Source organism: Streptomyces sp. NPDC053427 (assembly GCF_044544985.1).
In the GTDB taxonomy this organism is placed as follows: Bacteria; Actinomycetota; Actinomycetes; order Streptomycetales; family Streptomycetaceae; genus Streptomyces.
In genome coordinates this window covers 15,212-40,907 of record NZ_JBITYA010000012.1, presented here as the reverse complement: position 1 = coordinate 40,907, position 25,696 = coordinate 15,212, and the positions used below count along the sequence as shown (strand labels likewise).

Sequence of the window (25,696 nt, the reverse complement as noted above, 5' to 3'; positions counted from 1 at the left end):
GGGTCCCGACGAGATCGATGACCCGGTATCGGACGTCTCCGTTGCTGTTGCCGTTGTGTCCGTAGTCGGCCGCCAGGGAGACCTTGGGCTATGGGACGAGTTCGGCTGCTATGCCGACCCAGGCGGCGCTGCCGTAGCGCTGGAGTCCGGTGCCGATGTCTCGGTACTGGCCGCGATGGGCGTCGGCCACGCTGTACGGGGTGATGCCGCCGCCGCCCGGGGGGCGGGGATGATCTCGACGGTGGCCGCGAACCTCGCCGGAGTCATCGTGTGCGGCGTCGTAGATCCGCAGCACCACCAGGTCGATACGGGGGTTGGCCGGATCTCCGTCGGCGAATGTGAGGGTCTCGGGCGCGGTGACGGCGACGGGGTAGGCGCCTTGGACGGGGTTGCCCTGGATGACCGCGCGCCCCATGCCGAGGGTGGCGGTCATGGGTCCGGTGGCGGTCAGGGCGAACGGGTCGCCGCCGGGGATGATGCCGTGGGTAGTGGTGAGTTCGGCGGCCGGGGTCATGGTGCCGAGTGGGGTCATGCGGGAGTCGTTGCGGTCTGTCCGCCCGCGAGGTCGCCGCGGTTGGTCAGCCATGCCGCCCGTACAGTCATGCGCCGTTCCTCCTTGCTGGGTTGGGGTTGGTCACCACCAGGCGGAGCACCAAAGGACGGTGAGGGCGCCGGGCGGGTTGAACTCGGCGGCGCGGAAGGTAAGCAGGGACTGGCCGGGCGGCAGCGTGAAGGACTGCTCGGGGTCGACGCGCGGGGTGGCGGTGTACAGGCGTGCGGCGGTGCCGTCGCGGGTGTCGATGACGAGCCGGTCGGTCGCGGCGAGCGTGATGTCGTACTCGAGGACGGCTCCGGTGGCCTGGTTCGTGATGGCGGGCCGGTGATGGCCAGGACCGGGTGGGTGTCGGCGTCGCAGCCGTTGTCGAGATGCCATTCGACGCCGGGCGGCGGTTCAGTGGGGTGCCAGTCCAGGCCGGGCTCCGGTTCGGGCAGTCCGGTACGGGCGACTTGCTCCTCAACCTGGTAGCGGCGCGGATCGGCGCAGGTGAAGCTGTCGCAGGAGTACTCAAGAAGATCGGCGAGAAGGTCCAGAAGTACGGCGGCCGGACCCGCAAGAGCCCGATCTTCGAGCAGTCGCGCGAGGACATGTTCCACGTCCTTCGGCACACCTACGCGAGCGTGCAGCTCAAGGCCGGCGAATCCATCGTGTCGCTCTCCGAGTGGCTCGGCCATGCCTCGCTGAACATCACGCTCGAGCACTACGCTCACTTCATGCCGCAGGCTGGAGCGCGCGGATTGCAGGCTATGGACAGCTGGTTCACTCCCCGGAGCCGGTTCTCCCCAGTCACTCCCCCAAGGCCCATGTCCCCTACTGGGACAAGGCGAAGGCGCTGGCCAACCTCAAGATCAGCGCGTTTGACCACAAGAAGGTCAAGTACAAGGAGACGGCACGCGGCGGGCTCGCCGTCAACATCATCGAGTGCTGAGGCGCACCCGCTCGCCGGCGGGCGGGTGCGGGGCCTATCTGCCGATCTCCCAGGCGAAGGGCGGGAGTTCGCGGGCCCGGGAGTAGATGTCCAGCGCGTGGGCGGCCGGCACGAAGGGGTGGACGCGGGCGCCTTCGAGACCGGCGAGGAGGCGGGCGCAGTGCTGGACGCAGCCGGCCACCTCCCTGCCGTGCCGGTCGACGATGGTGGCGGCGTCGTGCGGCCCCTCGCACGGGGTGGGGTCCTTGGCGGCGGCCGCGGCGCAGCGGTCCCGAAGGGGCGGTGCGGGTGGGGCCGCCGGGGGGGTCGTGGCGTGCTCGGGCCGGCGTTCCATTGGCGTCCCCCTGGCGGTGCGGTGATCGTTTTCGTGGGCCGCCCGGCGGCGCCCAGGACAGTGCTGCTCCGCACGGGGCCGGTCCATGCACGCTTGGGAAAGACCTGGTCCTATCGTCAGCTATTCATGATGTGGCGAGGCGTCGTCGGCCGGCCCGGGGAGGGCGAAGGGCTCGGCGAGGAGGGCCAGCGCCAGGACGGTGGCCGCCAGGAGCCAGCCGGCGAGGACGTCGCCCGGCCAGTGGACGCCCAGCCAGACGCGGGTGGCGCCGACGGCGAGGGCCCACAGGGCGAGCACGGTGCCCCAGGTGCGGGCCGTGCCGGGGCGGGCGCGGTGCGCGATGCCCCAGGCCAGGAGGCCGGCCGCCAGGGCTGAGGTGGTGGCGTGGCCCGAGGGGAAGGCGTAGTTCGAGGCGTGGGTGAGCCGGTCGGCGACGGGTGGGCGGGGGCGGGCGAGGAGTTCCATCAGGCCGTAGCGGAGCGCCTGGCCGAGGGCGAGTACGGCGAGGGCGCAGACGGCCGCGCGCAGCCGGCCGAGGGTGTCGCGCCCGGCCAGCAGACCGCCGAGCACCGCCATGAGGTAGGGGATGACGCCCGTGCCGCTCGCCGTGAGGGCGCGGGCCAGGGAGCGCACGGGCTCGCCGTTGTGCGCGGTCGCCCAGTGGTGGGCGGCCCGTTCGAAGGCGAGCGGGGCTCCGTGGCGTACGGCATCGAGGACGGCCGCGGCGGCGAACAGGGCGGCGCAGAACGCGGCCAGGGCGAGGAGCGGGCCCGGGCGGCGCGGGCCCGGCTGCCCGGCCGCGGTCACCGCGCGGCCACCAGGGGGCGCAGCCGGGTGGCGCGGGCGCGGTCGACGGCGGGTGCCGCGCGGCGGGCCAGGGGCATCAGCGCCCGGGCGAGGAGCGCGCCCGTCATCAGGCCGGCGGCGACGTCGTGCGGGTAATGGGCGCCGACCCATACGCGGGAGGCCGCTATCAGGACGGCGGCCGGGACGGCGATCCGGCCGAGCCCGCTGCCGCACAGCACCAGGCCGACCGCGGCGGCCGCGGCGACGGCGGAGTGGTTGCTGGGGAAGGACCAGTCGCCGACGCCGGGGCAGGCCTCGACGGTGGCCGCACGGAGCGTCCGGCAGGGCCGCTGCTCGTCGAAGAGGTTCTTGATCACGGCGTTGGCCAGATAGGCGACGACGACCACCACCGGGGTGGCCAGCACCATGGCCATCTGCCGGGAGCCGGCGTGCCGGGCCCGCCACCAGGCGAACAGCATCAAGGCCGCGAACAGGCCGAGGCCGTAGTCGGTCCCGTAGGCGACGAGGGTGTTGAGGGTGTGCGGGGCGCGCTGTGCGAGGCCCGTGATCCAGAGGTAGAGCCCGCCGTCCATCGAGGCTCCGCCGAAGGCGAGGTCGGGCACGGTGGTTCTCCTTGGCTGCGGAGGGCGGATCCGGCCGCGGGCCGCGGGTTCGGATTCCGGGGGCGGGCGGGTTTACTGGAGCGGGCCTGCCGTGCGGCCGGCCCTACCGACTACAGTTCCGTAGACGGTTACGGTCCACGGAACTGTAGACGACGAAAGGGTGAAGGGCGTTCGATGTCGGAGACACCCCCCGCGCCACGGCGCCCCGCCGGCGAGCTGGAGGCGAGCGTGCTGGCGGCGCTCTGGGCGGCCGCGGGGCCGCTGAGCCCCGCCGAGGTGCAGGGCGCGCTGGGCGGCCGGCTCGCCCGTACGACCGTCACGACGATCCTCACCCGGCTGCACGACAAGGGGGCCGTCTCCCGCTCCCGGGCCGGGCGCGGTTACGCGTACTCGCCGATACAGGACTCCGCCGGGCTGACCGCCCGCCGGATGCGCAGCGAGCTCGACAAGCAGGGCGACCGGGGCACCGCGCTGGCCCGTTTCGTCTCGCAGCTGACGACGGAGGACGAGCGGCTGCTGCGCTCCCTCCTGGACGAGGCGGACGACGCCCGGGAGGACCCGCCGGGTGCCGGCGGCGGCGCCGGCCCCGGAGCCGCCCCGTGATCTTCGCCGTCTGGATTCCGCTGCTGATGCCGCTGCTCGCCGTGCCGGCCGCCCGGTGGCTCGCCGAGTCGCTGCCGCCGCGCGCCGCGGCCTGGCTGCTGACCGGCTGCGCCGCCGCGCTGGCCGCCTGCGCGAGCGCGGCGCTCGGCCTGCTGGTCGCCGCCGGGGCGCTGCGGCTGCCCGTGGTCGCCGCCCTGGACCATCTCTCGCTGCGGCTGCTCGGCGGCGATCCGGCCGTGACCGTGCCGGTGGCGTACGCGGCGGGCGCCCTGCTGGCCGGGTGCGCGGTGGCGGTCGGCCGGCGCGCGCTGCGCCACCGCGCCGAACTGCGCACCGCCCGGCGCGCGGCCGACGCCCACGCCGCGGCCGGTGATCTGTGCGTCCTCCCGGACCCGGTACCCGACGCGTACGCCCTGCCCGGGAAGCCGGACCGGGTCGTGGTGACGGCCGGGATGCTGCGGGCGCTGGGACCGGCCGAACGGGAGGCCCTCTTCGCCCACGAGCGGGCCCATCTCTCCGGCCGCCATCACCTCTTCCTGCTCACCGTCGCGCTGGCCTCGGCCTGTCATCCGCTGCTGCGCGGTCTGCGCGCGCCGCTGGCGTACGCCCTGGAGCGGTGGGCGGACGAAGCGGCCGCGTTCCAGGTGGGCGACCGCCGCCTGACGGCCCGCGCCATCGGCCGCGCCGCGCTGGCCGGCCCCGGGGCCGCGGCGGGGGGATCCCCGTCCCCGCGCCGTCCGAGCGCCGTGCTCGCCGCCACGGCCGGCCCGGTCCCCCGCCGCGTCGCCGCCCTGCTGTCCCCCGGCCGCCCGGCGGCAAGGCCCCGGCAGGCGGGCCGCCGCCTGGTCGTGGCGGCGCTGCTCGGCTGTGTGGCGTTCTCGGCGGCCGGCGCGCTGGACGCCGCGGCCGATCTGCACCGGACCGTGGAGACGGCGCAGGGCGAAACGGGCCGGTGAGAGCGGCTCAGGCCCTCTTGTCCGTACCGCCCGGACCGCTGCGCCCCCGCCCGACCGTGAACCCCAGGACGGCGCCGCCGCCCGGCCGGTGGCCCGCGAAGGCATGCCCCCCGTGGGCCGTGGCGATGTCGCGCACGATGGCCAGGCCCAGGCCGGAGCCGGGGAGGCCGCGGGCCGCCGGGGCGCGGTAGAAGCGGTCGAAGACACGGGTGAGGTCGGATGCGGCGATGCCGGGACCGCGGTCGAGGACCTCGATGCGGGTGCCGGTGACCCTGACCTCGATGGGGCCGGTGCCGCCCGCGTCGAATTTGGCGGCGTTCTCCAGGAGGTTGGTGAGCGCCCGGTGCAGGGCGGCCGGGCGGCCCTCGACGTCGGCCGGGCGGACGTTCCGTACCGTGATCTCGCGCCCCGTGCGGCGGCGGGCGGAGGCCGCAGCCTTCTCGGCGACGTCGGCGAGGCACACCTCGGAGAGCGGGTCGTCGTCCCGTTGCCCGGCGGCCAGGCCGACCAGTTCGTTGACCAGATCGGTCAGTTCCCGGGCCTCGCCCGCCAGGTCGGCGAGGAGTTCGTCGCGGGCGTCCGGCGGCAGGTCCTCGAAGCGCTTCAGCAGCGAGATGTTCGTCCGGAGCGAGGTCAGCGGGGTCCGCAGTTCGTGGCCCGCGTCCTGGACGAGCCGCTGCTGGTCCTCGACGGAGTTCGCCAGCCGGCCGAGCATGTCGTCGAAGGCCCGCCCCAGCCGGGCGACCTCGTCGCGGCCCGCCACCGGCACCGGGACGTCCAGCCGTCCGTGTTCGGCCACGCTCTCGGCGACCGAGGTGAGCCGGACGAGGCGGCCGGTGATCCGGCGCGCCAGCCACCAGCCGGCCGCCCCGGCCAGCGCGATGACCGCGGCCGCCAGGAGGGCGGTGCGCTGCTGGAGCGCGGCGAGCAGGTCCTCGGTCTCGCTGAACTTCTGGGCGACCTGGACCGCCCCGCGCCCGCCGCCCAGCGCCACGGTCGCGACGTGGTACTCGTCGTCGCCCACCGCCGCCTCCCGCTGGGTGTACCGGCCCGGCCGCCGTTCCGCGGCGATGCGGCGCTCCGCGGAGCCGGCCGGGAGGGGCGGGCGGCCCGGGTCCACGATCCGGCCGTCGGCGCCCAGGATCTGGACGTCGGTGCGGGTGGGGCGGGTGAGGTCGTCACGCGGCCCGTCGTGGTCGGGGTCGGCGGTGGCATAGTCGGCCGGCCGGAACGGCTTCTCCTGGACCTGGGTCCGCAAATCCCCCACGACCTCGGAGAACACCGACTTCTCGTCCACCCGCACCAGCCGGGCCGCCGCGTCGTAGCTGAGGAAGCCGACGAGTACGGTCACCGCCGCGGCCCCGGCGGCGAAGGTCAGCGCGAAGGCGGTGCGCAGGCTGGCCGGCTTACGGGTGCGCAGCCAGGCGCGCAGCCGGCGGATGCGGCCGCCGGGCCGTCCGCCGCGAGGTCCCGGGCGGCCTCCGGGCCCGGTCACCTCAGTCCTCCCGGAGGACGTAGCCGACGCCCCGCACGGTGTGGATCAGCGGCCGGCTGCCGGTCACGTCGACCTTGCGGCGCAGATATCCCACGTAGACCGCGAGGTTCTTCGAGCCGGGGCCGAAGTCGTAGCCCCAGATCCGGTCGTAGATCGTGGAGTGGTCGAGGACGATGCCGGCATTGCGGGCGAGGAGTTCCAGCAGTTCGAACTCGGTGCGGGTCAGCTCCAGCTCGCGCTCCCCGCGCCAGGCCCGGCGGGAGGGGCCGTCGATGCGCAGGTCGGCCGCCTCGACGACGCCGGCGTCCGCCGCCCGGCCGTCGTCGTGGGGCTCGTCGCCGTCCTGGGGGTGCTCCGCCCGGCCACCGTCGGCCTCCGGGGCCGTCCGCCGCAGCAGCGCCCGCAGCCGGGCGAAGACCTCCTCCACCTCGAAGGGCTTGACGACATAGTCGTCCGCGCCGGCGTCCAGGCCGGCGATCCGGTCGGCGGTCTCGACCCGGGCCGTGAGCATCAGGATCGGGGTGCGGTCCGCCTCCGCGCGCAGCACCTGACACACCTGGAGCCCGTCGATCCCCGGCATCATCACGTCCAGCAGGATCACGTCCGGCCGCTCGCGGTGCGCGGCGGCGAGCGCCTGGATGCCGTCGGCGACGGCGGTGACCCGGTATCCCTCCAGGGTGAGGGCCCGCTCCAGCGCGGTGCGGATCGGGCGGTCGTCCTCGGCGAGCAGTACCAAATGGGTCACCCGGCAAGTCTGCCAAGGCCACGGCGGTGCGGCGGGGCCGGGCCGCCCGGGCGGGGGCTTTCTTACCGGGCTCTCACCCCGGGCTCTTACCGGGCTCTCACCGGGACCACGCCGACGGCTTACCCCTTACCGCGACGGTGAGCCGGTGCCGGACCGGCCGGCCACGGCGACGGGCCCCGCCCACAGGGCCCCGGGAAGACACCGGATGAAGATCACCCTCCTGCTGCACAACGCCTACGCCATCGGCGGCACCATCCGCACCACCTTCAATCTGGCCGCGGCCCTCGCCGGCCGGCACGACGTCGAGATCGTCTCGATGATGCGGCACCGCGAGGTCCCGCGGTTCGCCCTGGACCCCCGGGTGCGGCTGGTGCCCCTGGTCGACACCAGGGTCGGCAGCGACGACATGGCGGATCCGCTCTTCGGCGAGCCCGCCCTGGACTTCCCCGCCGCCGAGAAGCGGCACCACCAGTACAGCCGGCTGATCGACGTCCGGGCGGCGCAGTTCCTGCGCGCGACGGACGCGGACGTACTGATCGGCACCCGCCCCGGCATCAACGTCTACCTCGCCCGCTTCGGCCCGCGCCGGGCCCTGCGGATCGCCCAGGAGCATCTGCGGCACGATGCGCACGGCAAACGGCTGCGGGCCGAGCTCGCCCGCCACTACCGGACGCTGGACGCCGTGGTCACCACCACCGAGGCCGATGCCGCGGTCTATCGCACGCGGATGCCGCTGCCGGGCGTACGGATACTGGCCGTGCCCAACATCGTGCCGCCGCCGGCGGCCGCGCCCTCCGACGGCGCCTCGACGGTGATCGCCGCGGCCGGCCGGCTGGTCCCCGGCAAGCGCTTCGACCTGCTGATAGAGGCGTTCTCCGCGGTCGCCGCCAAGCACCCCGAGTGGCGGCTGCGGATCCACGGCGGCGGCGCCGAGCGAGCCCGGCTCCAGAAGCTGATCGACGGGCTCGGGCTCGGCGACCGGGCGGAGCTGACCGGGCCGCGCTCGCCGATCGAGGCGGAGTTCGCCAAGGCGTCGATCGTCGCGTCGGCCTCGGACGCCGAGTCGTTCGGCATGACCCTCGTCGAGGCGATGCGCTGCGGGGTGCCGGTCGTCAGCACCGACTGCCCGCTCGGCCCGGCCGAGATCGTCGACAGCGGCGGGAACGGGCTGCTGGTGCCGTGCGGCGACGGGCGGGCGCTGGCCGGCGGGCTGCTGGAGCTGATCGAGGACCCGGCGCTGCGCCGCCGGATGGCCGGTGCGGCGCTGGCGAGCGGCCATCGCTACGACCCGGAACCGATCGCCGGGCGCTACCAGCTCCTCTTCGACGAGCTGCGGGCCACGCGGCACGGCCGGGCGCGGCGGCGGGCCCTGGGCCTGGCCCGGGGCCGCGTACGGGGTCTGCTGCGGCGGGTCGTCCGGCGGCCGGGCGGCGCGGCGGGCTGAGCCGCCGGAGCGGGCGGGGCCGGTCCGGTCGGCGGGACCGGCCCCGCCTTCCGCCCCGAACCCTCGCAACACCCCGTAGCCGTACGGAACTTCGCGGCCGGGCGGAACTTCGCGGCCGTAATCTGGCGTCTCGGAACGAGAACATGCTGAACTGCTGGAACCCAAGGGATGCTTCGAGCAGTTGACTCACCGGACGCTTCGCATCGCAGATCCGAAGCGCAGGTCCGATCGGCAGGAGGCCGCGCATGCTGCATGGTGTCGATGTCAGCTCGTACAACACCTCGTATTCCACCGCGGGGTTGGACTTCGTCTTCGTCAAGGCCACCGAGGGCCGCTCCTACATCAATCCGCACCAGTCGGCGCAGGCGGCGAAGGCCCGTAAGGCGGGCTGCGTGGTCGGCTTCTACCACTTCCTGTGGCCGGGGAACATCGCGGCGCAGGCGAAGTACTTCGTCGAGAAGTGCGCCTCGGTGCAGGGCGACATCCTCGCCGCCGACTGGGAGCGCACCGGCGAGGGGACGTACGCGAGCAACGCCCAGAAGGACCAGTTCCTGCTGGAGGTCAAGAAGCTGCGGCCCACGCACCGCGTGATGCTCTACTGCAACCGCGATTTCTGGCTCAACCACGACACCACGTCGTATGCCGCGGACGGACTGTGGATCGCCGATTACGTCTCCGCCGGGCATCCCAGGATCAAGGCGAAGTGGCGGATCCACCAGTACACCGACCGGCCGCTGGACAAGGACGTCGCGGACTTCGAGAGCAAGGCCGCCCTCAAGAAGTGGGCGCACCCGGCATAAGGTGCCCGCTGTTGGCATTATTCGTCCGTACGACCGAACAGCGACAAGAGGAGCAGCCGTGACCGACCCGGCGGCCAAGGCCCTGCAGGAGGAGATCGCCCGGGATCTCCAGGTGAGCGCGTCCTTCGACGCCGAGGCGGAGATCGAGCGCCGGGTGACGTTCCTCACGGAGCGGCTGACGTCCACCGGCCTGCGGTCGCTGGTGCTGGGCATCAGCGGGGGCGTCGACTCCACGACCGCAGGCCGGCTGTGCCAGCTCGCCGTGGAGCGGGCCCGCGCCGCCGGGCACGACGCCACGTTCTTCGCGATGCGGCTGCCGTACGGCGTCCAGGCGGACGAGAAGGACGCCCGGCTGGCGTTGGAGTTCATCCGCGCCGACAAGGAGCTGACCGTCGACATCCGGCCGGCGAGCGATGCGGCACTGGCGGCGGCGGTGGACGGTGGCGTCGCCTTCCGTGACGCGCATCACCAGGACTTCGTCCAGGGCAACATCAAGGCCCGGCAGCGCATGATCGCGCAGTACGCGGTCGCCGGTGCCCAGGACGGCCTGGTCGTGGGCACCGATCACGCGGCCGAGGCGGTCTCCGGCTTCTTCACGAAGTTCGGCGACGGCGCGGCCGATATCGTCCCGCTCACCGGGCTGACCAAGCGCCGGGTGCGCGCCGTGGCGGAGCGCCTGGGCGCACCGGCCGAGCTGGTGTGGAAGGTCCCGACGGCCGACCTGGAGACGCTGGACCCGGGCAAGCCCGACGAAGACGCGCTCGGGGTGAGCTACGACCAGATCGACGACTTCCTGGAGGGTGGGACGGTCGACGACGCCGCCCATCAGGCCATCGTGCGCCGCTACCGCCTGACCGAGCACAAGCGGGCGCTGCCGATCGCCCCCTGAGGCGCCCCGCGCCCCCACCTGTCATCGCCCGTCCAGGCTCCGGTCACCGCCCCGGTGGTAAATCGTGGGGCCGGGCGGGAATGCATGCGGCCATGGGAAGCCGCGAAGTGCGATCTCAAGATCAACTGTCAGTGGGGGCGCCTACGCTCCGAGGCATGGGTTACGCAGACCTGCGCGAACTCCAGACCGCGCTGACCACCGCCTCCGACATTGCCTCCGCCCTCCAGCACGCGCCGACCCGGCGCGACGCAGACCAGCTCGTCGACGTCCTGCGGCGCGCGCTGAGCGTCGCCGGCGCGCTGGGCGCCGAGGCCGGCCCGACCGGCTGCGCCGATCACCCCAACGGCGCGGTCGACCCCTTGTACGGCGACCCGGAGGATCCGCTTCCGCCGGGTTACGGCAAATGCCTGCTGTGCAACGACCGCCGCCGCCGGGCGGACGCCCAGCACCCGCGTCCGCATCTGCGCCCGCGCCGCCCGCATCTGCAGCTGCACCGGCGGCCACGGCAGAGCGCTTGACGCGGGAGCCCGCGGCCGGGTGACGCGGTGCGCCGCGGGGCGGCCCGCCCCGCGGCCCGCCGCTATTCCTCCGCGCCCTGTGCGCCCCGTCCGCCCTGTGCGCCCTCCGTCTTCCGTTCCGGCCGGCGCAGCGCGATCCGCCCCAGCACCGCGGCCACCACGAGCGCGACGACGGCGATCAGGACGGTGTCCGGTACGCCGTTCCCGATCCGCTTCGCCCATTCCTCCAGCCCGAATTCGGCGTCCGCGTCGAGCACGCCGGGCAGCGCGCCGGCCCCGCCGAAGAGCAGGAAGAGCACGCCGATGCCGATGAAGAAGGCGCCGGACAGCACGGACGTGGTGTGCAGGTGCAGCCTGCCGAGGGTGAAGGCCCGGCCGCGCAGCCAGCTCCGGGTGCCGAGCCGGAAGCGGTCCCACAGCAGCGCGAGCACGAACAGCGGCAGCGCCATGCCGAGCGCATAGACGGCGAGCATCGAGGCGCCGTACACCGGCGAACCGCTGACCGCCGTCACCGTCAGCACGGCGCCCAGGATCGGGCCCGCGCAGAAACCCGTGAGGCCGTAGACGCAGCCGAGGAGGAAGGTGGAGACGGCCGAGCGCGGGGTGATCCTGGCCGCGGCGGCCTGGGCGCGCCGGGAGGCGAAGCCGAGGCCCAGGATCTGGGCGAGGCCCATCGCGATGACGACCCAGCCGCCGAGGGCGGTCAGCAGATCGCGGTGGCCGTTGAAGAGCCGGCTGGCCGCCGTGCTCGCCGCGCCGAGCGGGACCAGCGTGGCGGCGAGCCCCAGATAGAAGACTCCGGTGCGGGCCAGCAGCCGCCCGGGGTGGGCGAGCGAGTACGCGAAGAAGGCCGGCAGCAGCAGCGCGCTGCACGGACTGAGCAGGGCGAGTACGCCGCCCAGGAACGCCGCGAGAAAGCCGATGTCGGTCACTTGCCGGCCGCCGGCTTCTTCGCCGCCCGCGCCGCGGCGTCCTCGACGGCTTCCGCGAAGACCTCGGTGGGCTGGGCCCCCGAGACCGGCCGGCCGTTGATCAGGAACGACGGCGTGGACTGCACCCCGAGGCCGTACCCCTCGTCCTGGTCCCGCTTCAGGGCCCGCTCGGCACCCGCGCTCTTCAGGTCCGTACGGAACTTCCCGAGGTCGCGCACCCCGCTCGCGCGCGCCATGTCGACGAGCTCGTCCTCGGCCAGCGCCTCGCCCTTGCGGGTCTTGGCGTACAGCTCGTCGTGCAGCTGCCAGAACCGGCCCTGCTGCCCGGCGGCCCAGGAGGCGCGCGCGGCCCGCTCGGAGTCGGCGCCGTAGATGGTGAAGTTGCGGAACTCGATGCGCAGGGTGCCCGCGTCGACGTACTTCTTGATCAGCTCGGGCTGGGTCTCGCGGGTGAAGCGGCCACAGAACGAGCACTGGTAGTCGGCGTATTCGACGAGGACCACCGGCGCGTCCTTCTTGCCGACGGCGAGCGGGTCGCCGTCCTCGCGGCGGCTGGTCTTCCGGGCGAGGTCGTCGAACATCTTCTGCTGTGCGGGGTCTTCCTGGACCCGGCCCGGGGCGGCGGCCTCCGGCGCGCCGGTGCGGCCGCCGTCGCGGTCCTCCTCGACGGCCTTGCCGACGGCGACGGCGATCGCGAGGACGGCCACGACCAGGGCGATGACCGCGCCGACGGCGGCGAGTTTGCGGGTGGGTGAGGCGGTGGTGGCGGCGGGCGGGGTGGACTTGGGCATGCGAAAGCTCCAGAGGTACGTGCGGAGAGGGAATCCGGGCCTGGTGGCGCGGGGTGCGCGCGGCGGCGGCGGCCTAGATCCGCAGTACGGGCAGGAGCGCGGTGTGGTGGGTGGCGGACGCGGCGTCCGTCGGGGGCCGGGCGAGCGCGCACTGGGCGGCGGCGTCGACGGCGTGCGGTGCCGGGCCGGTGGTGGCGGGCGCCAGGGGCTCGGAGCGGTGCGGGGTGGGCAGCGGGACGGACTCGTCGGGGGCCGGGGCGTGCCGGTTCGAGCAGCGCTTGACGGAGTCGGCGACGGCGACGGGGGCGTCGGTGTGGGGGCGGCCGGGGCCGGTGGTGGACGTGCGTTCCGCCGCGGCGGCCGCCGTCGCCGCCGCCCGGCCCGCGGTCCAGGCCTGGTCGCCGCCGATCCGGCACAGCATCGGCCCGAAGGTGACCGCGAGAAGGAGCAGCAGGGTCAGGGCGGTCGACCGGCGCACCCGGTGCAAGGGCCGGTGCCGGTGCCGGTGCCTGGGCCTTGGCATCTCCCCTCCTCCTGCGTGCCGGGCGCGCGAGCATGAACGGCCCATCCTACGGACCGTCGGCCGCGCACCGGGGCGGCCGGGGGGGCACCGCCCCGTGTCAGCGGTCGCCGACCCGCATCTCGAACCAGGTCGTCTTGCCGCGCGGCAGCAGATCCACGCCCCAGCGGTCGGAGAGCTTGTCGACGAGGAAGAGGCCGCGGCCGCTGGTGTCCATCTCCTGCACCGGCATCAGGCACGGCAGTCCGCGGGAGGGGTCGCGCACCTCGATACGGATCCAGCCACGGCGGCGCAGCATCCGCAGCGCGAAGCAGCGGGCGCCGGTGTGCCGTACGGCGTTGCCGACCAGTTCCGAGACGAGGAGGACGCCGTGTTCGGCGAGCTGCGGGCTCAGGGCCCACTGCTTGAGGAGGACGCAGCCGGTCAGCCGCCGGGCGATGCGCGCGGACTGGGGGCGCGAGGGCAGCCGTACCTCGTCGAGCGTCGGATCGCCGATCAGCTCGAGCCCGGACAACGGCCCGGCCGGCACCGGCGTCGCCGGTTCTCTGTCCGCACCGGGGGTCTCCCAGCGTGCGGCGGCCGTGCCGCTCCGCGGCCGCGGCTGCTCCATACCTTCGAGGCCCGCCATGCCCCCATCATGGCCGCTACTCGGCGGTCGCGGTGGAGGAACCAACGGAATCCGTTGTCCGGAATCGTCGATTCCTACCTCCCGCGAGACATATGCCAACGGCAGTTAAGGTTCCGGTGCACCCCAACTGACCTGCGCGGACCCGCCGCGAACGGCAGGTTCTCCGGCAACGCCGACAAGGTGGCCTTAAGTCCGGATTAAGTTTTCCGCAATTCGCCCACACGAGGCATCGCGTCCCGGCCAAACACCACTCGCCCCGCCAACAACAGCTGTTTCAGAGGAACTTGGCCTTGCCCGGCCCCTCCTCGACAAAGCTACGCATTCCGGTCTCCCGGTCCTCGGTCGCGAAGAGCCCCGCGAACCAGTTGCGTTCGATCGTCAGGCCGGTGTCGATGTCCGTCTCCAGGCCCGCGTCGACGGACTCCTTGGCGGCCCGCAGCGCGAGCGCCGGTCCGGCCGCCAGCCGGGACGCCCAGGCGTGCGCCTGCTCATGGACCTCGGCGGCGGGCACCACCCGGTCGACCAGGCCGAGGGCGAGTGCCTCGTCGGCCCTGACGTGCCGCCCGGTGAAGATCAGGTCCTTGGCCTTGGACGGGCCCACCAGCCGGGCCAGCCGCTGGGTGCCGCCGGCGCCCGGGATCAGGCCGAGCAGGATCTCGGGCTGCCCGAGCTTGGCGTTGTCGGCCGCGATCCGGAAGTCGGCGCAGAGCGCCAACTCGCAGCCGCCGCCCAGTGCATAGCCGGTGACGGCGGCGACCACGGGCTTGGGGATGCGGGCCACGGCGGTGAACGAGTCCTGCAGGGCCTTGGAGCGCACGACCATGGCCGGGTGGTCCATGGCCTGCATCTCCTTGATGTCCGCGCCGGCGGCGAACACCTTCTCGCCGCCCCAGATCACCACGGCACGTACCTCGTCGCGGCGGGTGACCTCCTCGGCCAGCTCGCGCAGCCGGTCCTGGGTGGCGATGTCCAGTGCGTTCATCGGCGGGCGGTCCAGGCGGATGGTGCCGACGCCGTCGGCGACCTCAAGAGTCACAGTCATGCGGGGAAGGTTAGTACGCGTTAACGGGGCGGGGCCCGGTGCACTTGGTCACAGTGCGCCGGGCCCCGCCCCGTACCCGGTATCCCTACTGCCCGGCCTTCCACTTCTCCCAGGAGAGGTTCCAGTCGCTGAAGCCGTTGTCCGGCTGGATCGTCTCGTCGTGCGAGTTCTTGACGATCACCACATCGCCGATGCGGGAGTTGTTGAAGAACCACGCCGCCGGGGTCGAGCCGTCGCCGCCGCCGCGCTGGTCGAACAGGCCCACACAGCCGTGGCTGGCGTTGCGGGTGCCGAACGTCGGCCTGCCGGACCAGTAGTTGCCGTGGATGAACGTGCCGGACGTGCTCAGCCGCATGGCGTGCGGCACGTCCTTGATGTCGTACTCGCCGCCGAAGCCGACGGTGTCGCCGTTCATCCGGGTCACCGGATGCTTCTCGCTGATCACCATCCGGCCGTTGTAGGTCTCGGTGCCCGGCGCGCCGGAGGTGATCGGGATGGTCTTGATCTTCTTGCCGTCGCGGACCACGGTCATCTCCTTCGACTTGGCGTCGACGGTGCTCACCTGGCTTCGGCCGATGGTGAACGAGACCTTCTTGGCCTGGGTGCCGTAGACACCGGGGCGGCCCTCGACGCCGTCGAGGTCGAGCGTGAGGGTGACCTTCGTGCCGGGTGCCCAGTACTTCTCGGGACGGAAGTCGAGGCGGTCGTTGCCGAACCAGTGGCCCTCGACCGGTACGGACGGCTCGGCGGTGACCTTGACGGCGTCCTCGACGGCCTTGGGGTCGGTGATACCGCGGGTGAAGTGGATCGAGACCGGCATCCCTACGCCGACCTGCTGGCCGTTCTCGGGGGTGTACCGGCCGATGAAGGTGTTCTCGGGGACGAGGGTGGTGAACGTGGAGTGCTCGGCGGCCTCCCGGCCCCGGCCGTCCACCGCCACCGCGTCGACGGTGTACTCCGTCGAGGCGCCCAGATGGCCGCTGGGCTGCCACAGTGCGCCGCCGCCGGATATCTTCCCGTCGACCTCATTGCCCTTGCCGTCCTTGACCGTGACGGACTTCAGCCTGCCCTTCTCGGCGGTCACCTTCAGCGCGCCGCTGGTGGCGACGTCGTCCGCGCCGTCCTTGGGAGCAATCGTTACTGCGGCCCGCGAGGCGGCCTTGTCGCCGCCCGCCTTGCCGGCCGGCTTCTTCTCCTCGGCGGCGTCGCCGCCGCACGCGGTCACCAGCAACAGCATCGAGCCGAGCACCAGGGCGAGCGCACCGCCCCCCTTGTGCGGCCACCGCCGCCGGCGCGCCGGCTCCCCCGAATTCGGCTGCACGTTCACGACTGGCCCCTTTTCCCCTCGCACGGCCCGCGGTCCCGCGCGCGCGGACGCGCCGCACGCTTACCGTTAGACAACCACACCGCGGTGACGGTGAACTCCCCCGCCGATGTCACCGTTCCGTCCCAATGGCGAGGGGCGACCGCGGGCCCCCACGGCCGGACCTGCGCCGTCGCCGTACCGCTCCGGCGCACTGCCGCATCAGCCCAGCGCGCTGCCGCGCTTCCACTGCCCCCACGGAAGGTTCCAACCGCCGAGACCGTTGTCCGGCGCGACGGTGCCGCCCCGGGAGTGGTGCACCTGGACGGTGTCGCCGACGATCGAGTGGCGGAAGAGCCAGCCGGCCGGGGTGGCGCGGCCGCCGCCCTTGATGTCTTTGAGGCCCACGCAGCCGTGGCTGGTGTTGGCGCCGCCGAAGACCCGGGGCCGCGCCCAGTAGTTGCCGTGCAGAAAGGTCCCGGATCTGGTGAGACGCATCGCGTGCGGGACGTCCGCGATGTCGTACTCGCCGCCGAAGCCGACGGTGTGCCCGTTCATCCGGGTCACCGAGCGGCGCTCGAGGATCACCATCTTCCCGTTGTAGGTGGGGTTCTCGGCGTTGCCCGCGGTGACCGGGAAGGTGACCGGCGCCCGGCCGCGCCGGCGCACCGTCAGGGTGTGCCGGGCGACGTCGACGAGGGTGATCTGGTCCCGGCCGACGCGGTAATGGATCGTCTTGCGCTGTGTGCCGTACATGTCCGGGCCGGCCCGCACACCGCGCAGCCGCAGCGCGAGGGAGATGTCGGTGCCCGGCCGCCATCGTTCGCGGGGCCGGAAGTCCAGCCTCCGGTTGCCGAACCAGTGGGGGGCGATCTCGACGGCGGGGTCGGCGGTGACCGTGACGGCACGTTCGACGGCCGCGCGGTCGGCGATCGGCCGGTTGAACTCCAGCGAGACGATCATGCCGGTGCCGACGGTGGTGCCGTCCTCGGGCGAGAAGAAACCGGCGAACCGGCCGCGGGGCACGGAGGTGGTGAACGTGGTGTGGCGGGCGGAGCGGTGGCCGGCGCCGTCCAGCGCCACCGCATCGACGGTGTACCGGGAGCCGGGGGCGAGCGCCCCGGCCGCCGGGCGCCAGATCAGCCCGTCCGGCGTGATCCGGCCCGCGACCCGCTGCCGGCCCGCGTCCCCGGTCCGCCGGACCTCGACCCGCTCCAGCCGCCCGGCCGGCACCCGTACCTCGAACCGGCCGCCGGCCCCCACGTCGTGCGCCCCGTCCCCCGGGACGACCCGGATCGCCGCCCCGGGAAAGGTCGCCCCGCCCCCGACGAGCCCGTCCGAGGAGGCGCACGCGGCGGGCAGCACCGCGGCCGTCAGGGCGCCCATGGCGACGAGGGCCGTACGGAGGCGGCGCACCCGCGTGCGTACCCGCCCCGGTGACCCTTTGCCCGCGTGGGCCTTTGCCGGGACCTCCGCCGGAAGCTCTGCCGGGGCCTCCGCCGGATGCATCGCCGGATTCTTCGCTGAGCGCATCTCACCGCCGGTCATGCGCCGCATTGTGGCGGAAGATCGGAGAATGATGCGGAATGTCGTGCCATGGAATGTCACCGGATGTCACCGGTTCGCCAAGGCGGCCCCACGCCGACGGGAAACGTGAGGCAACGCCCGGTTGCGGGCAGAACAACGGGGAGGGCGGGGACGCGAGCGCACGGCCGGACTCCCCCAGCGCACGCTGGGTGGGGTCCCTGCACGGGCCGCCGCCCGACCGAGCCATGAGCCCCAGGAGGCCGGCACGTGTCGAGCGCACCCGAGCAGGAGGCGGTCGAGGACGGACCACTCGCCCCGCCCGCCGTCATCCGCCCCGGCAGCCCCACGCCCCTCGGGGCCCGTTACCGCACCGCCCCCGACGGCGTCGCGGGCACCAACTTCGCCCTGTGGGCGGGTGGCGCCGAGGCCGTGGAGGTCTGTCTCTTCGACGACGAGGACCGCGAGACGCGCCATCCGCTCACCGAACTGACCCATGAGATCTGGCACGGCTTCCTGCCCGGCGTACGCCCCGGGCAGCGCTACGGCTACCGGGTGCACGGCCGCTGGGACCCCTGGTCCGGCGCCCGCTGGAATCCGGCCAAGCTGCTGCTCGACCCGTACGCCCGTGCCGTGGACGGCGACTTCGGTACCTGTACGGAGTCGGTGGGCTCCGGGCGCGCGCTGCCCGCCCAGCTCTACGGGCACGTCCGCGACTGGCCGGAGCAGCGGGTCGCCGACACGGTGCGCGACGACCGCGATTCGGCGCCGTACGTCCCCAAGGGCGTCGTGGTCGGCGACGACACCGGAGAGGACGGGGGCGACGAGTGGCGGGACGACCGCCGGCCCAAGACACCGTGGCCGGATTCCGTCCTCTACGAACTGCACGTCCGCGGTTTCACCATGCGGCACCCCGGCATCCCGGAGCATCTGCGCGGCACCTATGCGGGCCTGGCGCACCCCGCCGCGCTGGAACATCTGGTCCGGCTCGGCGTCACCGCCGTCGAGCTGCTGCCGGTCCACCAGTTCGCGCACGAGGACCACCTGGTGCGCCGGGGGCTGCGCAACTACTGGGGCTACAACTCCATCGGCTATTTCGCGCCGCACGCCGGATACGCCGCCACCGGCACCCGCGGCCAGCAGGTCGGCGAATTCAAGCGCATGGTGCGGGCGCTGCACGACGCCGGGATCGAGGTCGTCCTCGACGTCGTCTACAACCACACGGCGGAGGCCGGCGAGCGGGGCCCGACGCTCTCCTTCCGGGGCATGGACAACCGCGGCTACTACCGTCTGGCGGGCGACGCCCGCCGCTACGCCGACTACACCGGCTGCGGCAACACCCTGCACGTCGTCCAGCCCAACGTCCTGCGTCTGATCACCGATTCGCTGCGCTACTGGGTCACCGAGATGGGCGTGGACGGATTCCGCTTCGACCTCGCCGCGGCGCTGGCCCGCTCCCTGCACGACGTGGACATGCTCTCGCCGTTCCTCGCCGTGATCGCCCAGGACCCGGTGCTGCGCCGCGTCAAGCTCATCGCCGAACCCTGGGACGTCGGCTCCGGCGGCTATCAGGTCGGCGCCTTCCCGCCCCTGTGGACGGAGTGGAACGACCGCTACCGCGACACCGTCCGCGACTTCTGGCGCGGCGCCCAGCGCGACGTCCGCGACCTGGGCTACCGCCTCTCCGGCTCCAGCGACCTCTACGCCTGGGGCGGCCGCCGCCCGTACGCCTCGGTCAACTTCATCACCGCCCACGACGGCTTCACGCTGCGCGACCTGGTGACCTACGAGCACAAGCGCAACGGCGACAACGGCGAGGGCAACCGCGACGGCACCGACGACAACCGGGCCTGGAACTGCGGCACCGAGGGCGAGACCGACGACCCGGAGGTCACCGCCCTGCGCCGCCGCCAGCTCCGCAACCTCCTCACCACCCTGCTCCTGTCCACAGGCGTGCCGATGCTCGTCGCCGGCGACGAGATGGGCCGCACCCAGCACGGCAACAACAACGCCTACTGCCAGGACAATCCGACCGGTTGGCTCGACTGGTCGCTGCTCGACGACCCGCAGTGGCGGCCGCTGGCCGACCTCGCCGCCCGCCTCATCGCGCTGCGCCGCGCCCATCCCGTGCTGCGCCGCCGCGCCTTCTTCTCCGGCCGGCCACAGGGGCGGGGCGGGCTGCGCGATCTGGCCTGGTTCACCGCCGGCGGCACGGAGATGACCGAACAGGACTGGTACGCGCCGGGGGCCACCCTGGGCATGTACCTCTCCGGCAACGACATAGCGCAGCGCGATGCGCGCGGCGTCCGGATCGTCGACGACAGCTTCTTCGCCGTGCTGCACGCGGACGCCCACCCCCGGCCCCTCGCCCTTCCCGGCCCGCCCTGGGCGGGGTCGTACGAACTCCTCCTCGACACCGCGCGGGAGGAGCAGCCGGCGGCCGGGGCGCCGGGGACCCGGCTCCCGGCGGGCGGCACGGTCACCGTGCCGGGGCGGACGGTGATGCTGTTCCGGGTGGTGCCGGGCTGAGGCGGTGCCGGGCCGGGGCGGCCCGGGGCGGGCACCTTTCGGCGCCGCGCTTTCCCCGCCCGGTCGCCGCGCCCCGCGCCGTCCGGGTGGCAAAAAACCGCATGAGCATTGTCAGTGGTGCGCCTTACGCTCGCGAGTGTGGCCGATACCGCGCAGACGACGACCGAACACCCGACGACCGGACACCCGTCACCCGACCACGCCACGCCATCGACCGGCCCGCCGGACGCCGCCCAACGCTCCGCGGTGCGCTCGCTGTTACGGCTGTGGCCCTTCGTCCGCCCGGTGCGGACGCGGTTCTTCATCGCCGCGTTCGTGGCGGTGCTGGCGTCGTGCATCGGACTGGTGATTCCGCTGGTCCTCAAGTGGCTGGTGGACGGTCCGGTGGCGGCGCGCGACCCGGGCGGGGTGTGGCTGGGCGGCGGCTGTCTGCTGGTGCTCGGGCTCGCCGAGGCGGGGCTGTTCGGGCTGCGGCGCTGGCTGGTGGCGCGGCCGCTCGCCGCGGTCGAGGCGGCCATGCGCGAGGCGCTCTACCGCCGTCTCCAGCGGCTGCCGGTCTCCTTCCACGACCGCTGGGCCTCCGGCCAGCTGCTCTCCCGCGCCACCACCGACCTCTCCCTGCTGCGGATGTTCCTCGCCTTCCCCCTGACGTTCCTGCTGGTCAACGGCACGACGATCGTGGTGGGCTGCGTGATCCTGCTGGTGCAGCGCTGGACGCTGGGGCTGGTGCTGCTCGCGCCGGTGCTGCCGCTGATGGTGCTGTGCTCGGTCCTCGAGGCCAAGTACGCGCTCGCCGCCCGCCGGGCCCAGGACCAGCTGGGCGATCTGGCGACGGTGGTCGAGGAGTCGGTGCTCGGCATCCGGATCATCAAGGGCTTCGGCCGCCATCGCAGCCAGGCCCGCGCCTTCCGGGACCTGACGCGCCGGGTCCGTACGACCGAGCTCCGCAAGGCGCGGCTGCTGGCCTGGATCTGGGGCTTCATCACCACCCTCCCGGAGATCGCGATCGCCACGGCCCTGGTGCTGGGCACGCTCCAGGTGGCCGACGGCGCGCTGTCCGCCGGCACCCTCGTCGCCTTCCTCTCCACGGCGCTGGCGCTGCGCTGGCCGGTGGACTCCATCGGCTTCCTGCTGGCCATGAGCAACGAAGCGGCGACGGCCACGGACCGGTACTTCGAGGTCATGGACGAGGAGGCGGTGGCGGAGGATGCGGGCCCGGCGGACCCTGGAGACGAACCCGCGGCGGACCCCGGGGGCGAGCCCCCCGGCGAGAGGGGCGGCCTGCGCTTCGAGGGCGTCGAGTTCCGCTATCCCGACGCCCCGGCGGACACCCCCGCCACCCTGCGCGGCATCGATCTGCACATCCGGTCCGGCGAGACCATGGCCCTGGTCGGCGCCACCGGAAGCGGGAAGACGACCCTGACGGCGCTGGTGCCGCGGCTCTACGACCCCACCGGCGGCCGGATCACCCTCGACGGCCGGGACCTGGCGACGCTCGGCCGGGACGAGGCGCGCGCACTGGTGGCGATGGCCTTCGAGGAGCCGACCCTGTTCTCGGCGACGGTGGCGGACAACGTCTTGATGGCCACCACCGGCACCACCACCGCCTCCGCCTCCGCCTCCGGCACCGGCACCGAGGATCGCCAAGAGGCCGACCTCCTGCGGGCGTTGGAGGTGGCGCAGGCCGACGGGTTCGTCGGCGCCCTGCCCGACGGCGCCGCCACCCAGGTCGGCGAGCAGGGCCTGAGCCTGTCCGGCGGACAGCGGCAACGACTCGCCCTGGCCCGTGCCGTGGTCGGCCGCCCCCGCTTCCTGATCCTCGACGACCCGCTCTCCGCGCTCGACGTCCACACCGAGGCGCTCGTGGAGGCGGCCCTGCGCCAGGTACTGGCCACCACCACCGCCCTGGTCGTCGCCCACCGCCCGTCCACGGTCCTGCTGGCCGACCGGGTGGCGCTGCTCTCCGGCGGCCGGATATCCGCCGTCGGCACCCACCACGAACTACTGCGGGAGAACGCCGAGTACGCCGCGCTGATGTCCGGCGACACCGGCCGCCGCGAGAGGGAGGAGGCCCGATGACGGCCACCGCTGCCGATGCGCCGGCCGACGGCCAGGAGGGCCCGCGCCCGGACCGGGACGCGGCCACGCCGGAACACCACCCCGGCCCCGGCTCCCCCGACGCCGAATCCGCCGACGCCTTCGAACGGGACGTGCTCCCCACTCCCCGGGGCGCCTCCCGCACCCTCCTGCATGCGCTGCTGGCGCCGCACAAGCGCCGTGTCTGGCTCACGGCCGTCGTGCTCCTGCTCCAGCAGGCAGCCGTCCAGGCGGGCCCGCTGATCGTCGCGTACGCCCTCGACCGCGCGGTACCGGCGCTGCGGGCGGACGACTACGGCCCGCTGATCACGGTGGCGGTGGCGGCCGGGCTCTGCGCCGCCGTCTCCGGCGGCCTCCAGTTCGCCTACATCCTCTTCTCGACCAGGGTCAGCCAGGACGTCCTGTTCGACCTGCGCGGCCGGATCTTCCGCCATGGCCAGGCCCTGAGCCTCGACTTCCACGAGCGCTATACGTCCGGCCGGCTGATCTCCCGCGCCACGACCGACGTCGAGTCGCTGCGCGAGCTCCTCGAAGAGGGCCTCCAGGAACTGATCGTCATCGTCCTGCAGACCTTCTTCATCACCGCGACCCTCCTCTATCTGGACTGGGGGCTCGGCGCCGCGGCCGTTGCCACCGCCGGGCCGCTGTACCTCCTCGTACGCTCCTACCAGCGCCGTTCCCGGCGCGTCTACAGCACGAAGTCCACCGCCACCGCCGCCCTCATCGTGAAGTTCACCGAGACCATGAACGGCATCCGCCCGGTGCAGGCGTTCCGTCGCGAGCGGCCCAACGACGCCGCGTTCGCCGCGCTCAACCGCCGCCATGAGCGGGTCAACGGCGACGCCACCCTGGAGATGGCCCGCTATGTCGTCTCCTCGCGGCTGGTGGCCAATGTCGCGGTGGCCGCGATCGTCCTGTGGGGCGCCTACCGCGTGGCCGTCGGCGGCCTCGCGCTGGGCGTGCTCGCCGCCGCGGTGCTCTATCTGCGCCGCCTCTACGACCCCATCGACCGGCTGGGGATGTTCCTCAACTCCTACCAGTCCGCAGCCGCTTCCCTGGAGAAGATCGCCGGTCTGCTGGCCCAGCGGCCCAGCGTCCCCGAGCCCGCCCGGCCGCTTCCGCTGCCCGCCGCCGCATCCGGCCGGCCCGGCCGGGAGGCCGCCTTCCACGGCGTACGGTTCGCCTACCGCACCGGCGGCGAGGTGCTGCCCCGCTTCGATCTGACCCTCGCAGCCGGCTCGACCGTCGCCGTGGTCGGCGCCACCGGAGCCGGCAAGTCCACCCTCGCCAAGCTGCTGGCCCGCTTCTACGACCCCACCGAGGGCCGGATCCTCCTCGACGGCGTCGACCTGCGCGACCTGTCCGGCGCCGAGCTGCGCCGCGGTGTCGTCATGGTCACCCAGGAGGCGTTCCTCTTCTCCGGTACGGTCGCCGACAACATCGCCATCGGCCGCCCCGAGGCCACCCGCGAGGAGATGGAGCACGCCGCCAAGGCCATCGGCGCCCATGACTTCATCACCGCCCTGCCGGACGGCTACGACACCGACGTCCGCAAGCGCGGCGGCCGCATCTCCGCAGGCCAACGCCAACTCGTCGGCTTCGCCAGGGCCCTGCTCGCCGACCCGTCCGTGCTCATCCTGGACGAGGCCACCAGCTCCTTGGACATACCCGGCGAGCGCGCGGTGCAGCGCGCCATGGACACCGTCCTGCGCGGCCGCACGGCCGTCGTCATCGCCCACCGCCTGTCCACGGTCGAGACGGCCGACCGGGTCCTGGTCATGTCCGACGGCCGCATCGTCGAGGACGGCCGGCCCGGCGAACTGATCGCCGACCGGGGCCGGTTCGCGGAGCTCCACCAGGCCTGGCGGGAGAGCGTGGGGTGACAGGCGGCCCGCCGGGCTGCGCGACATGGGTAGCCGTACTCATGCTCCGCCGCCCCGGGCTCCGGGACGATGGCACCACCTGCACCGAAGGAGCCCCCTCATGCCCGAGACTCTCCTCACCACGCCCACCCGTCGCCCGACGTCCGGGAAGCGTCTGCCGCGGCGGCCGCTGCCGACCGCACTCGTCGCGGTCGTCGTCGCGGGCACGGCGCTCTCCGCCCGGCAGCCGAACGACCCGACGACATGGCTGCTCGAGACCGCGTGGGTGCTGGTCGGGCTGCCCCTGATCGTGCTGAGCAGCCGTCGGTTCCCGCTCACGCAGCTGCTCTGCTGTCTGCTCGCGGCGCACGCGCTGGTGCTCGCGGTGGGCGGCCACTACACCTATGCGCAGGTTCCGCTGGGTGACTGGGTACGGGACGGGCTCGGGCTCGCCCGCAATCCCTACGACCGGTTCGGACACCTCATGCAGGGCTTCGTGCCCGCCGTCCTGGTGCGCGAGTTGCTCAGCCGGACCGCACCGCTGCGCGGCAGTCGCTGGCTGGCGCCTCTGACCGTGTGCGCCTGCCTCGCCTTCAGCGCGGTCTTCGAGATGCTCGAGTGGGCCGCTGCGGTGATCGGCGGACACGCCGCCGACGGCTTCCTGGCCACTCAGGGCGATGCGTGGGACACCCAGTGGGACATGTTCTGCGCGCTGATCGGGGCGACCGTCTCGGTGCTGCTGCTGAGCCGCGTGCACGACCGCCAGCTCGACGCGCTCGCGGCGGCGGAGCGGCGGTAGCGCCGTAACGGACGGCCGCCCGGAGGTGAGCGCTGCCGGCGGTGACCGCGGTCCGCAGCGCCCCGCCTCCGCGTCACAGACCGTGGGCCACCGGGTGGAGCGGCTGGTACAGCGGCAGTTCGGCGCCGCTGGGAAGGCGCAACGCGGTCAGCTTGCCCCACCGCTGCTCGCTGACCGGGCGGGTGATCTCGACGCCCTGGGCGCGGAGCTCGTCGAGCTGAGCGTCGAGGTCGTCGCACATCAGGAAGAACTCGTGATGCGGCGCGCCGTCGGTGGGGTGCACGGCGACCTCGGCCGGGGGCAGTTTGAAGATCAGCCAGCCCCCGCCCGCATCGACGCCGGGGAACCCGAGGACGTCACGGAGGAAGGCGCGGTCGGCCGCCGCGTCCTGGCTGTAGAGGATGGCGTGGGCGCCGTTGATCATGCCGGTCCCTCGTTTCGCTGGATGCTCTGGCAGTGTCGCGGGCGGCATCCTGCCACGGGCAGGTCGCCGTATCGGTGATCGCCACATCCGGGCCCGCGCGTACCGCCTCGGTCGCCGTCACCGGCTCGGACGAGGACATCGGCTTCGGCTCCACCCACCTGCTCGGCGGCGGGAACGGCGGCGTCGCGCGCTACGGCACCAACGGCCGGGCCCGCGCGACCGGTTACGGAGGCGCCGCGGCGGGGTCGCGGTGGATCCCTCGGTCGGCGCATCGTCCCTCCGGGACCCCGTGCCCGGGCGGGCGGACCGCCCGGGAACACCGCCGGCGTGTCCGTCTTCCGGACGCGGATTTCGCGCAACGAACGTTTTCCGGCCAATTACTTGAACGGAGCCTGACAATCGGGCTTCGGTGGTGGGACTCTTCCCCGCAGCCGCCGCACGGGCCCCCACAGCCCCACGCCCGGCGGCAGTCCGTACGACGGCACCACCGGCACAGCCGGATGCACCCCGCGCACCCGTACGTCTCCCCCCACACGCTCCAAGTGTTCTGCCTCGCTCTGCCCGG

25 protein-coding genes are annotated in these 25,696 nt (G+C 73.5%); 10 read left to right on the top strand and 15 right to left on the bottom strand.

Features of this window, described 5'->3' with window-relative positions:
- Positions 1 to 88 precede the first annotated feature (88 nt).
- The 5 genes from ACIGWZ_RS30200 to ACIGWZ_RS30180 all read right to left on the bottom strand — a co-directional run bounded on the left by ACIGWZ_RS30200 (position 89) and on the right by ACIGWZ_RS30180 (position 3,230).
- The gene (locus tag ACIGWZ_RS30200; protein WP_400069892.1) at positions 89 to 532 is read right to left on the bottom strand and encodes a hypothetical protein; all 444 of its coding nucleotides are present in this window, start codon (positions 530 to 532) and stop codon (positions 89 to 91) included.
- 102 nt (positions 533 to 634) lie between these two features.
- A complete protein-coding gene (locus ACIGWZ_RS30195) occupies positions 635 to 934 on the bottom strand; it encodes a hypothetical protein (RefSeq protein ID WP_400069891.1) in 300 nt (99 codons plus the stop codon).
- 587 nt (positions 935 to 1,521) lie between these two features.
- On the bottom strand, positions 1,522 to 1,821 hold the full coding sequence (locus ACIGWZ_RS30190; RefSeq protein WP_400069890.1) for a hypothetical protein: 300 nt from the start codon (positions 1,819 to 1,821) through the stop codon (positions 1,522 to 1,524).
- Between the two features lie 120 nt (positions 1,822 to 1,941).
- Positions 1,942 to 2,628: a phosphatase PAP2 family protein gene (locus ACIGWZ_RS30185; protein ID WP_400069889.1), complete on the bottom strand. Its 687-nt coding sequence runs from the start codon at positions 2,626 to 2,628 to the stop codon at positions 1,942 to 1,944.
- Positions 2,625 to 3,230, bottom strand: coding sequence for a phosphatase PAP2 family protein (locus tag ACIGWZ_RS30180; RefSeq protein ID WP_400069888.1), 606 nt, complete (start codon positions 3,228 to 3,230; stop codon positions 2,625 to 2,627). The genes ACIGWZ_RS30185 and ACIGWZ_RS30180 overlap by 4 nt, the downstream gene beginning before the upstream one ends.
- Positions 3,231 to 3,404: 174 nt before the next feature.
- Here ACIGWZ_RS30180 and ACIGWZ_RS30175 point away from each other — a divergent pair, with 174 nt between their 5' ends.
- Together ACIGWZ_RS30175 and ACIGWZ_RS30170 are read left to right on the top strand one after the other, a co-directional pair.
- Entirely contained in the window at positions 3,405 to 3,833 is a 429-nt protein-coding gene (locus ACIGWZ_RS30175) for a BlaI/MecI/CopY family transcriptional regulator (protein WP_400069887.1), read from the top strand.
- Positions 3,830 to 4,789, top strand: a complete 960-nt coding sequence (locus ACIGWZ_RS30170) for a M56 family metallopeptidase (protein WP_400069886.1) — start codon at positions 3,830 to 3,832, stop codon at positions 4,787 to 4,789. The genes ACIGWZ_RS30175 and ACIGWZ_RS30170 overlap by 4 nt, the downstream gene beginning before the upstream one ends.
- A gap of 7 nt (positions 4,790 to 4,796) precedes the next feature.
- Here ACIGWZ_RS30170 and ACIGWZ_RS30165 read toward each other — a convergent pair whose 3' ends face one another.
- Positions 4,797 to 6,284 (bottom strand): ATP-binding protein, encoded by a 1,488-nt coding sequence (locus tag ACIGWZ_RS30165; RefSeq protein ID WP_400069885.1) that lies wholly within the window; start codon positions 6,282 to 6,284, stop codon positions 4,797 to 4,799.
- A gap of 1 nt (position 6,285) precedes the next feature.
- Complete coding sequence (locus ACIGWZ_RS30160) at positions 6,286 to 7,029, bottom strand: response regulator transcription factor (protein WP_400069884.1); 744 nt, start codon at positions 7,027 to 7,029, stop codon at positions 6,286 to 6,288.
- Between the two features lie 205 nt (positions 7,030 to 7,234).
- On the opposite strand from ACIGWZ_RS30160, the gene ACIGWZ_RS30155 reads away from it, so the two are divergent.
- From ACIGWZ_RS30155 to ACIGWZ_RS30140, 4 genes are all read left to right on the top strand, one after another.
- Positions 7,235 to 8,473: a glycosyltransferase family 4 protein gene (locus tag ACIGWZ_RS30155; protein WP_400069883.1), complete on the top strand. Its 1,239-nt coding sequence runs from the start codon at positions 7,235 to 7,237 to the stop codon at positions 8,471 to 8,473.
- A 245-nt stretch (positions 8,474 to 8,718) separates the two neighbouring features.
- Positions 8,719 to 9,273, top strand: a complete 555-nt coding sequence (locus ACIGWZ_RS30150) for a GH25 family lysozyme (protein ID WP_400069882.1) — start codon at positions 8,719 to 8,721, stop codon at positions 9,271 to 9,273.
- Between the two features lie 58 nt (positions 9,274 to 9,331).
- On the top strand, positions 9,332 to 10,162 hold the full coding sequence (gene nadE / locus ACIGWZ_RS30145) for an ammonia-dependent NAD(+) synthetase (protein WP_400069881.1): 831 nt from the start codon (positions 9,332 to 9,334) through the stop codon (positions 10,160 to 10,162).
- Positions 10,163 to 10,317: 155 nt separating this feature from the next.
- Positions 10,318 to 10,680: a hypothetical protein gene (locus ACIGWZ_RS30140; RefSeq protein ID WP_400069880.1), complete on the top strand. Its 363-nt coding sequence runs from the start codon at positions 10,318 to 10,320 to the stop codon at positions 10,678 to 10,680.
- Positions 10,681 to 10,742: 62 nt separating this feature from the next.
- Here the strand turns inward: ACIGWZ_RS30140 and ACIGWZ_RS30135 are convergent, their stop codons facing one another.
- The 7 genes from ACIGWZ_RS30135 to ACIGWZ_RS30105 form a co-directional block, all read right to left on the bottom strand.
- Positions 10,743 to 11,612: a cytochrome c biogenesis CcdA family protein gene (locus tag ACIGWZ_RS30135; RefSeq protein ID WP_400069879.1), complete on the bottom strand. Its 870-nt coding sequence runs from the start codon at positions 11,610 to 11,612 to the stop codon at positions 10,743 to 10,745.
- Positions 11,609 to 12,403: a DsbA family protein gene (locus tag ACIGWZ_RS30130; RefSeq protein WP_400069878.1), complete on the bottom strand. Its 795-nt coding sequence runs from the start codon at positions 12,401 to 12,403 to the stop codon at positions 11,609 to 11,611. Before ACIGWZ_RS30130 ends, ACIGWZ_RS30135 begins: the two co-directional genes overlap by 4 nt.
- Positions 12,404 to 12,476: 73 nt before the next feature.
- The gene (locus ACIGWZ_RS30125) at positions 12,477 to 12,926 is read right to left on the bottom strand and encodes a hypothetical protein (RefSeq protein ID WP_400069877.1); all 450 of its coding nucleotides are present in this window, start codon (positions 12,924 to 12,926) and stop codon (positions 12,477 to 12,479) included.
- Positions 12,927 to 13,023: 97 nt separating this feature from the next.
- Complete coding sequence (locus ACIGWZ_RS30120) at positions 13,024 to 13,551, bottom strand: ATP-binding protein (RefSeq protein ID WP_400069876.1); 528 nt, start codon at positions 13,549 to 13,551, stop codon at positions 13,024 to 13,026.
- Positions 13,552 to 13,825: 274 nt separating this feature from the next.
- Positions 13,826 to 14,593, bottom strand: coding sequence for an enoyl-CoA hydratase/isomerase family protein (locus tag ACIGWZ_RS30115; protein WP_400069875.1), 768 nt, complete (start codon positions 14,591 to 14,593; stop codon positions 13,826 to 13,828).
- Between the two features lie 85 nt (positions 14,594 to 14,678).
- Positions 14,679 to 15,920, bottom strand: a complete 1,242-nt coding sequence (locus tag ACIGWZ_RS30110) for an Ig-like domain-containing protein (RefSeq protein ID WP_400069874.1) — start codon at positions 15,918 to 15,920, stop codon at positions 14,679 to 14,681.
- Positions 15,921 to 16,118: 198 nt separating this feature from the next.
- Positions 16,119 to 17,444, bottom strand: coding sequence for an Ig-like domain-containing protein (locus ACIGWZ_RS30105; protein ID WP_400069873.1), 1,326 nt, complete (start codon positions 17,442 to 17,444; stop codon positions 16,119 to 16,121).
- 246 nt (positions 17,445 to 17,690) lie between these two features.
- Here ACIGWZ_RS30105 and glgX point away from each other — a divergent pair, with 246 nt between their 5' ends.
- The 4 genes from glgX to ACIGWZ_RS30085 all read left to right on the top strand — a co-directional run bounded on the left by glgX (position 17,691) and on the right by ACIGWZ_RS30085 (position 24,707).
- Positions 17,691 to 19,949: a glycogen debranching protein GlgX gene (glgX, locus tag ACIGWZ_RS30100; RefSeq protein WP_400069872.1), complete on the top strand. Its 2,259-nt coding sequence runs from the start codon at positions 17,691 to 17,693 to the stop codon at positions 19,947 to 19,949.
- Between the two features lie 138 nt (positions 19,950 to 20,087).
- A complete protein-coding gene (locus ACIGWZ_RS30095) occupies positions 20,088 to 22,028 on the top strand; it encodes an ABC transporter ATP-binding protein (protein ID WP_400069871.1) in 1,941 nt (646 codons plus the stop codon).
- Positions 22,025 to 23,929 (top strand): ABC transporter ATP-binding protein, encoded by a 1,905-nt coding sequence (locus tag ACIGWZ_RS30090; RefSeq protein ID WP_400069870.1) that lies wholly within the window; start codon positions 22,025 to 22,027, stop codon positions 23,927 to 23,929. Before ACIGWZ_RS30095 ends, ACIGWZ_RS30090 begins: the two co-directional genes overlap by 4 nt.
- Before the next feature lie 100 nt (positions 23,930 to 24,029).
- Positions 24,030 to 24,707 carry a DUF2238 domain-containing protein gene (locus tag ACIGWZ_RS30085; protein ID WP_400069869.1) on the top strand — a complete coding sequence of 226 codons (678 nt, stop codon included), beginning with the start codon at positions 24,030 to 24,032 and terminating at the stop codon, positions 24,705 to 24,707.
- A gap of 73 nt (positions 24,708 to 24,780) precedes the next feature.
- On the opposite strand, the gene ACIGWZ_RS30080 is transcribed toward ACIGWZ_RS30085, so the two are convergent.
- Positions 24,781 to 25,131: a VOC family protein gene (locus tag ACIGWZ_RS30080; RefSeq protein ID WP_400069868.1), complete on the bottom strand. Its 351-nt coding sequence runs from the start codon at positions 25,129 to 25,131 to the stop codon at positions 24,781 to 24,783.
- Positions 25,132 to 25,696 lie beyond the last annotated feature (565 nt).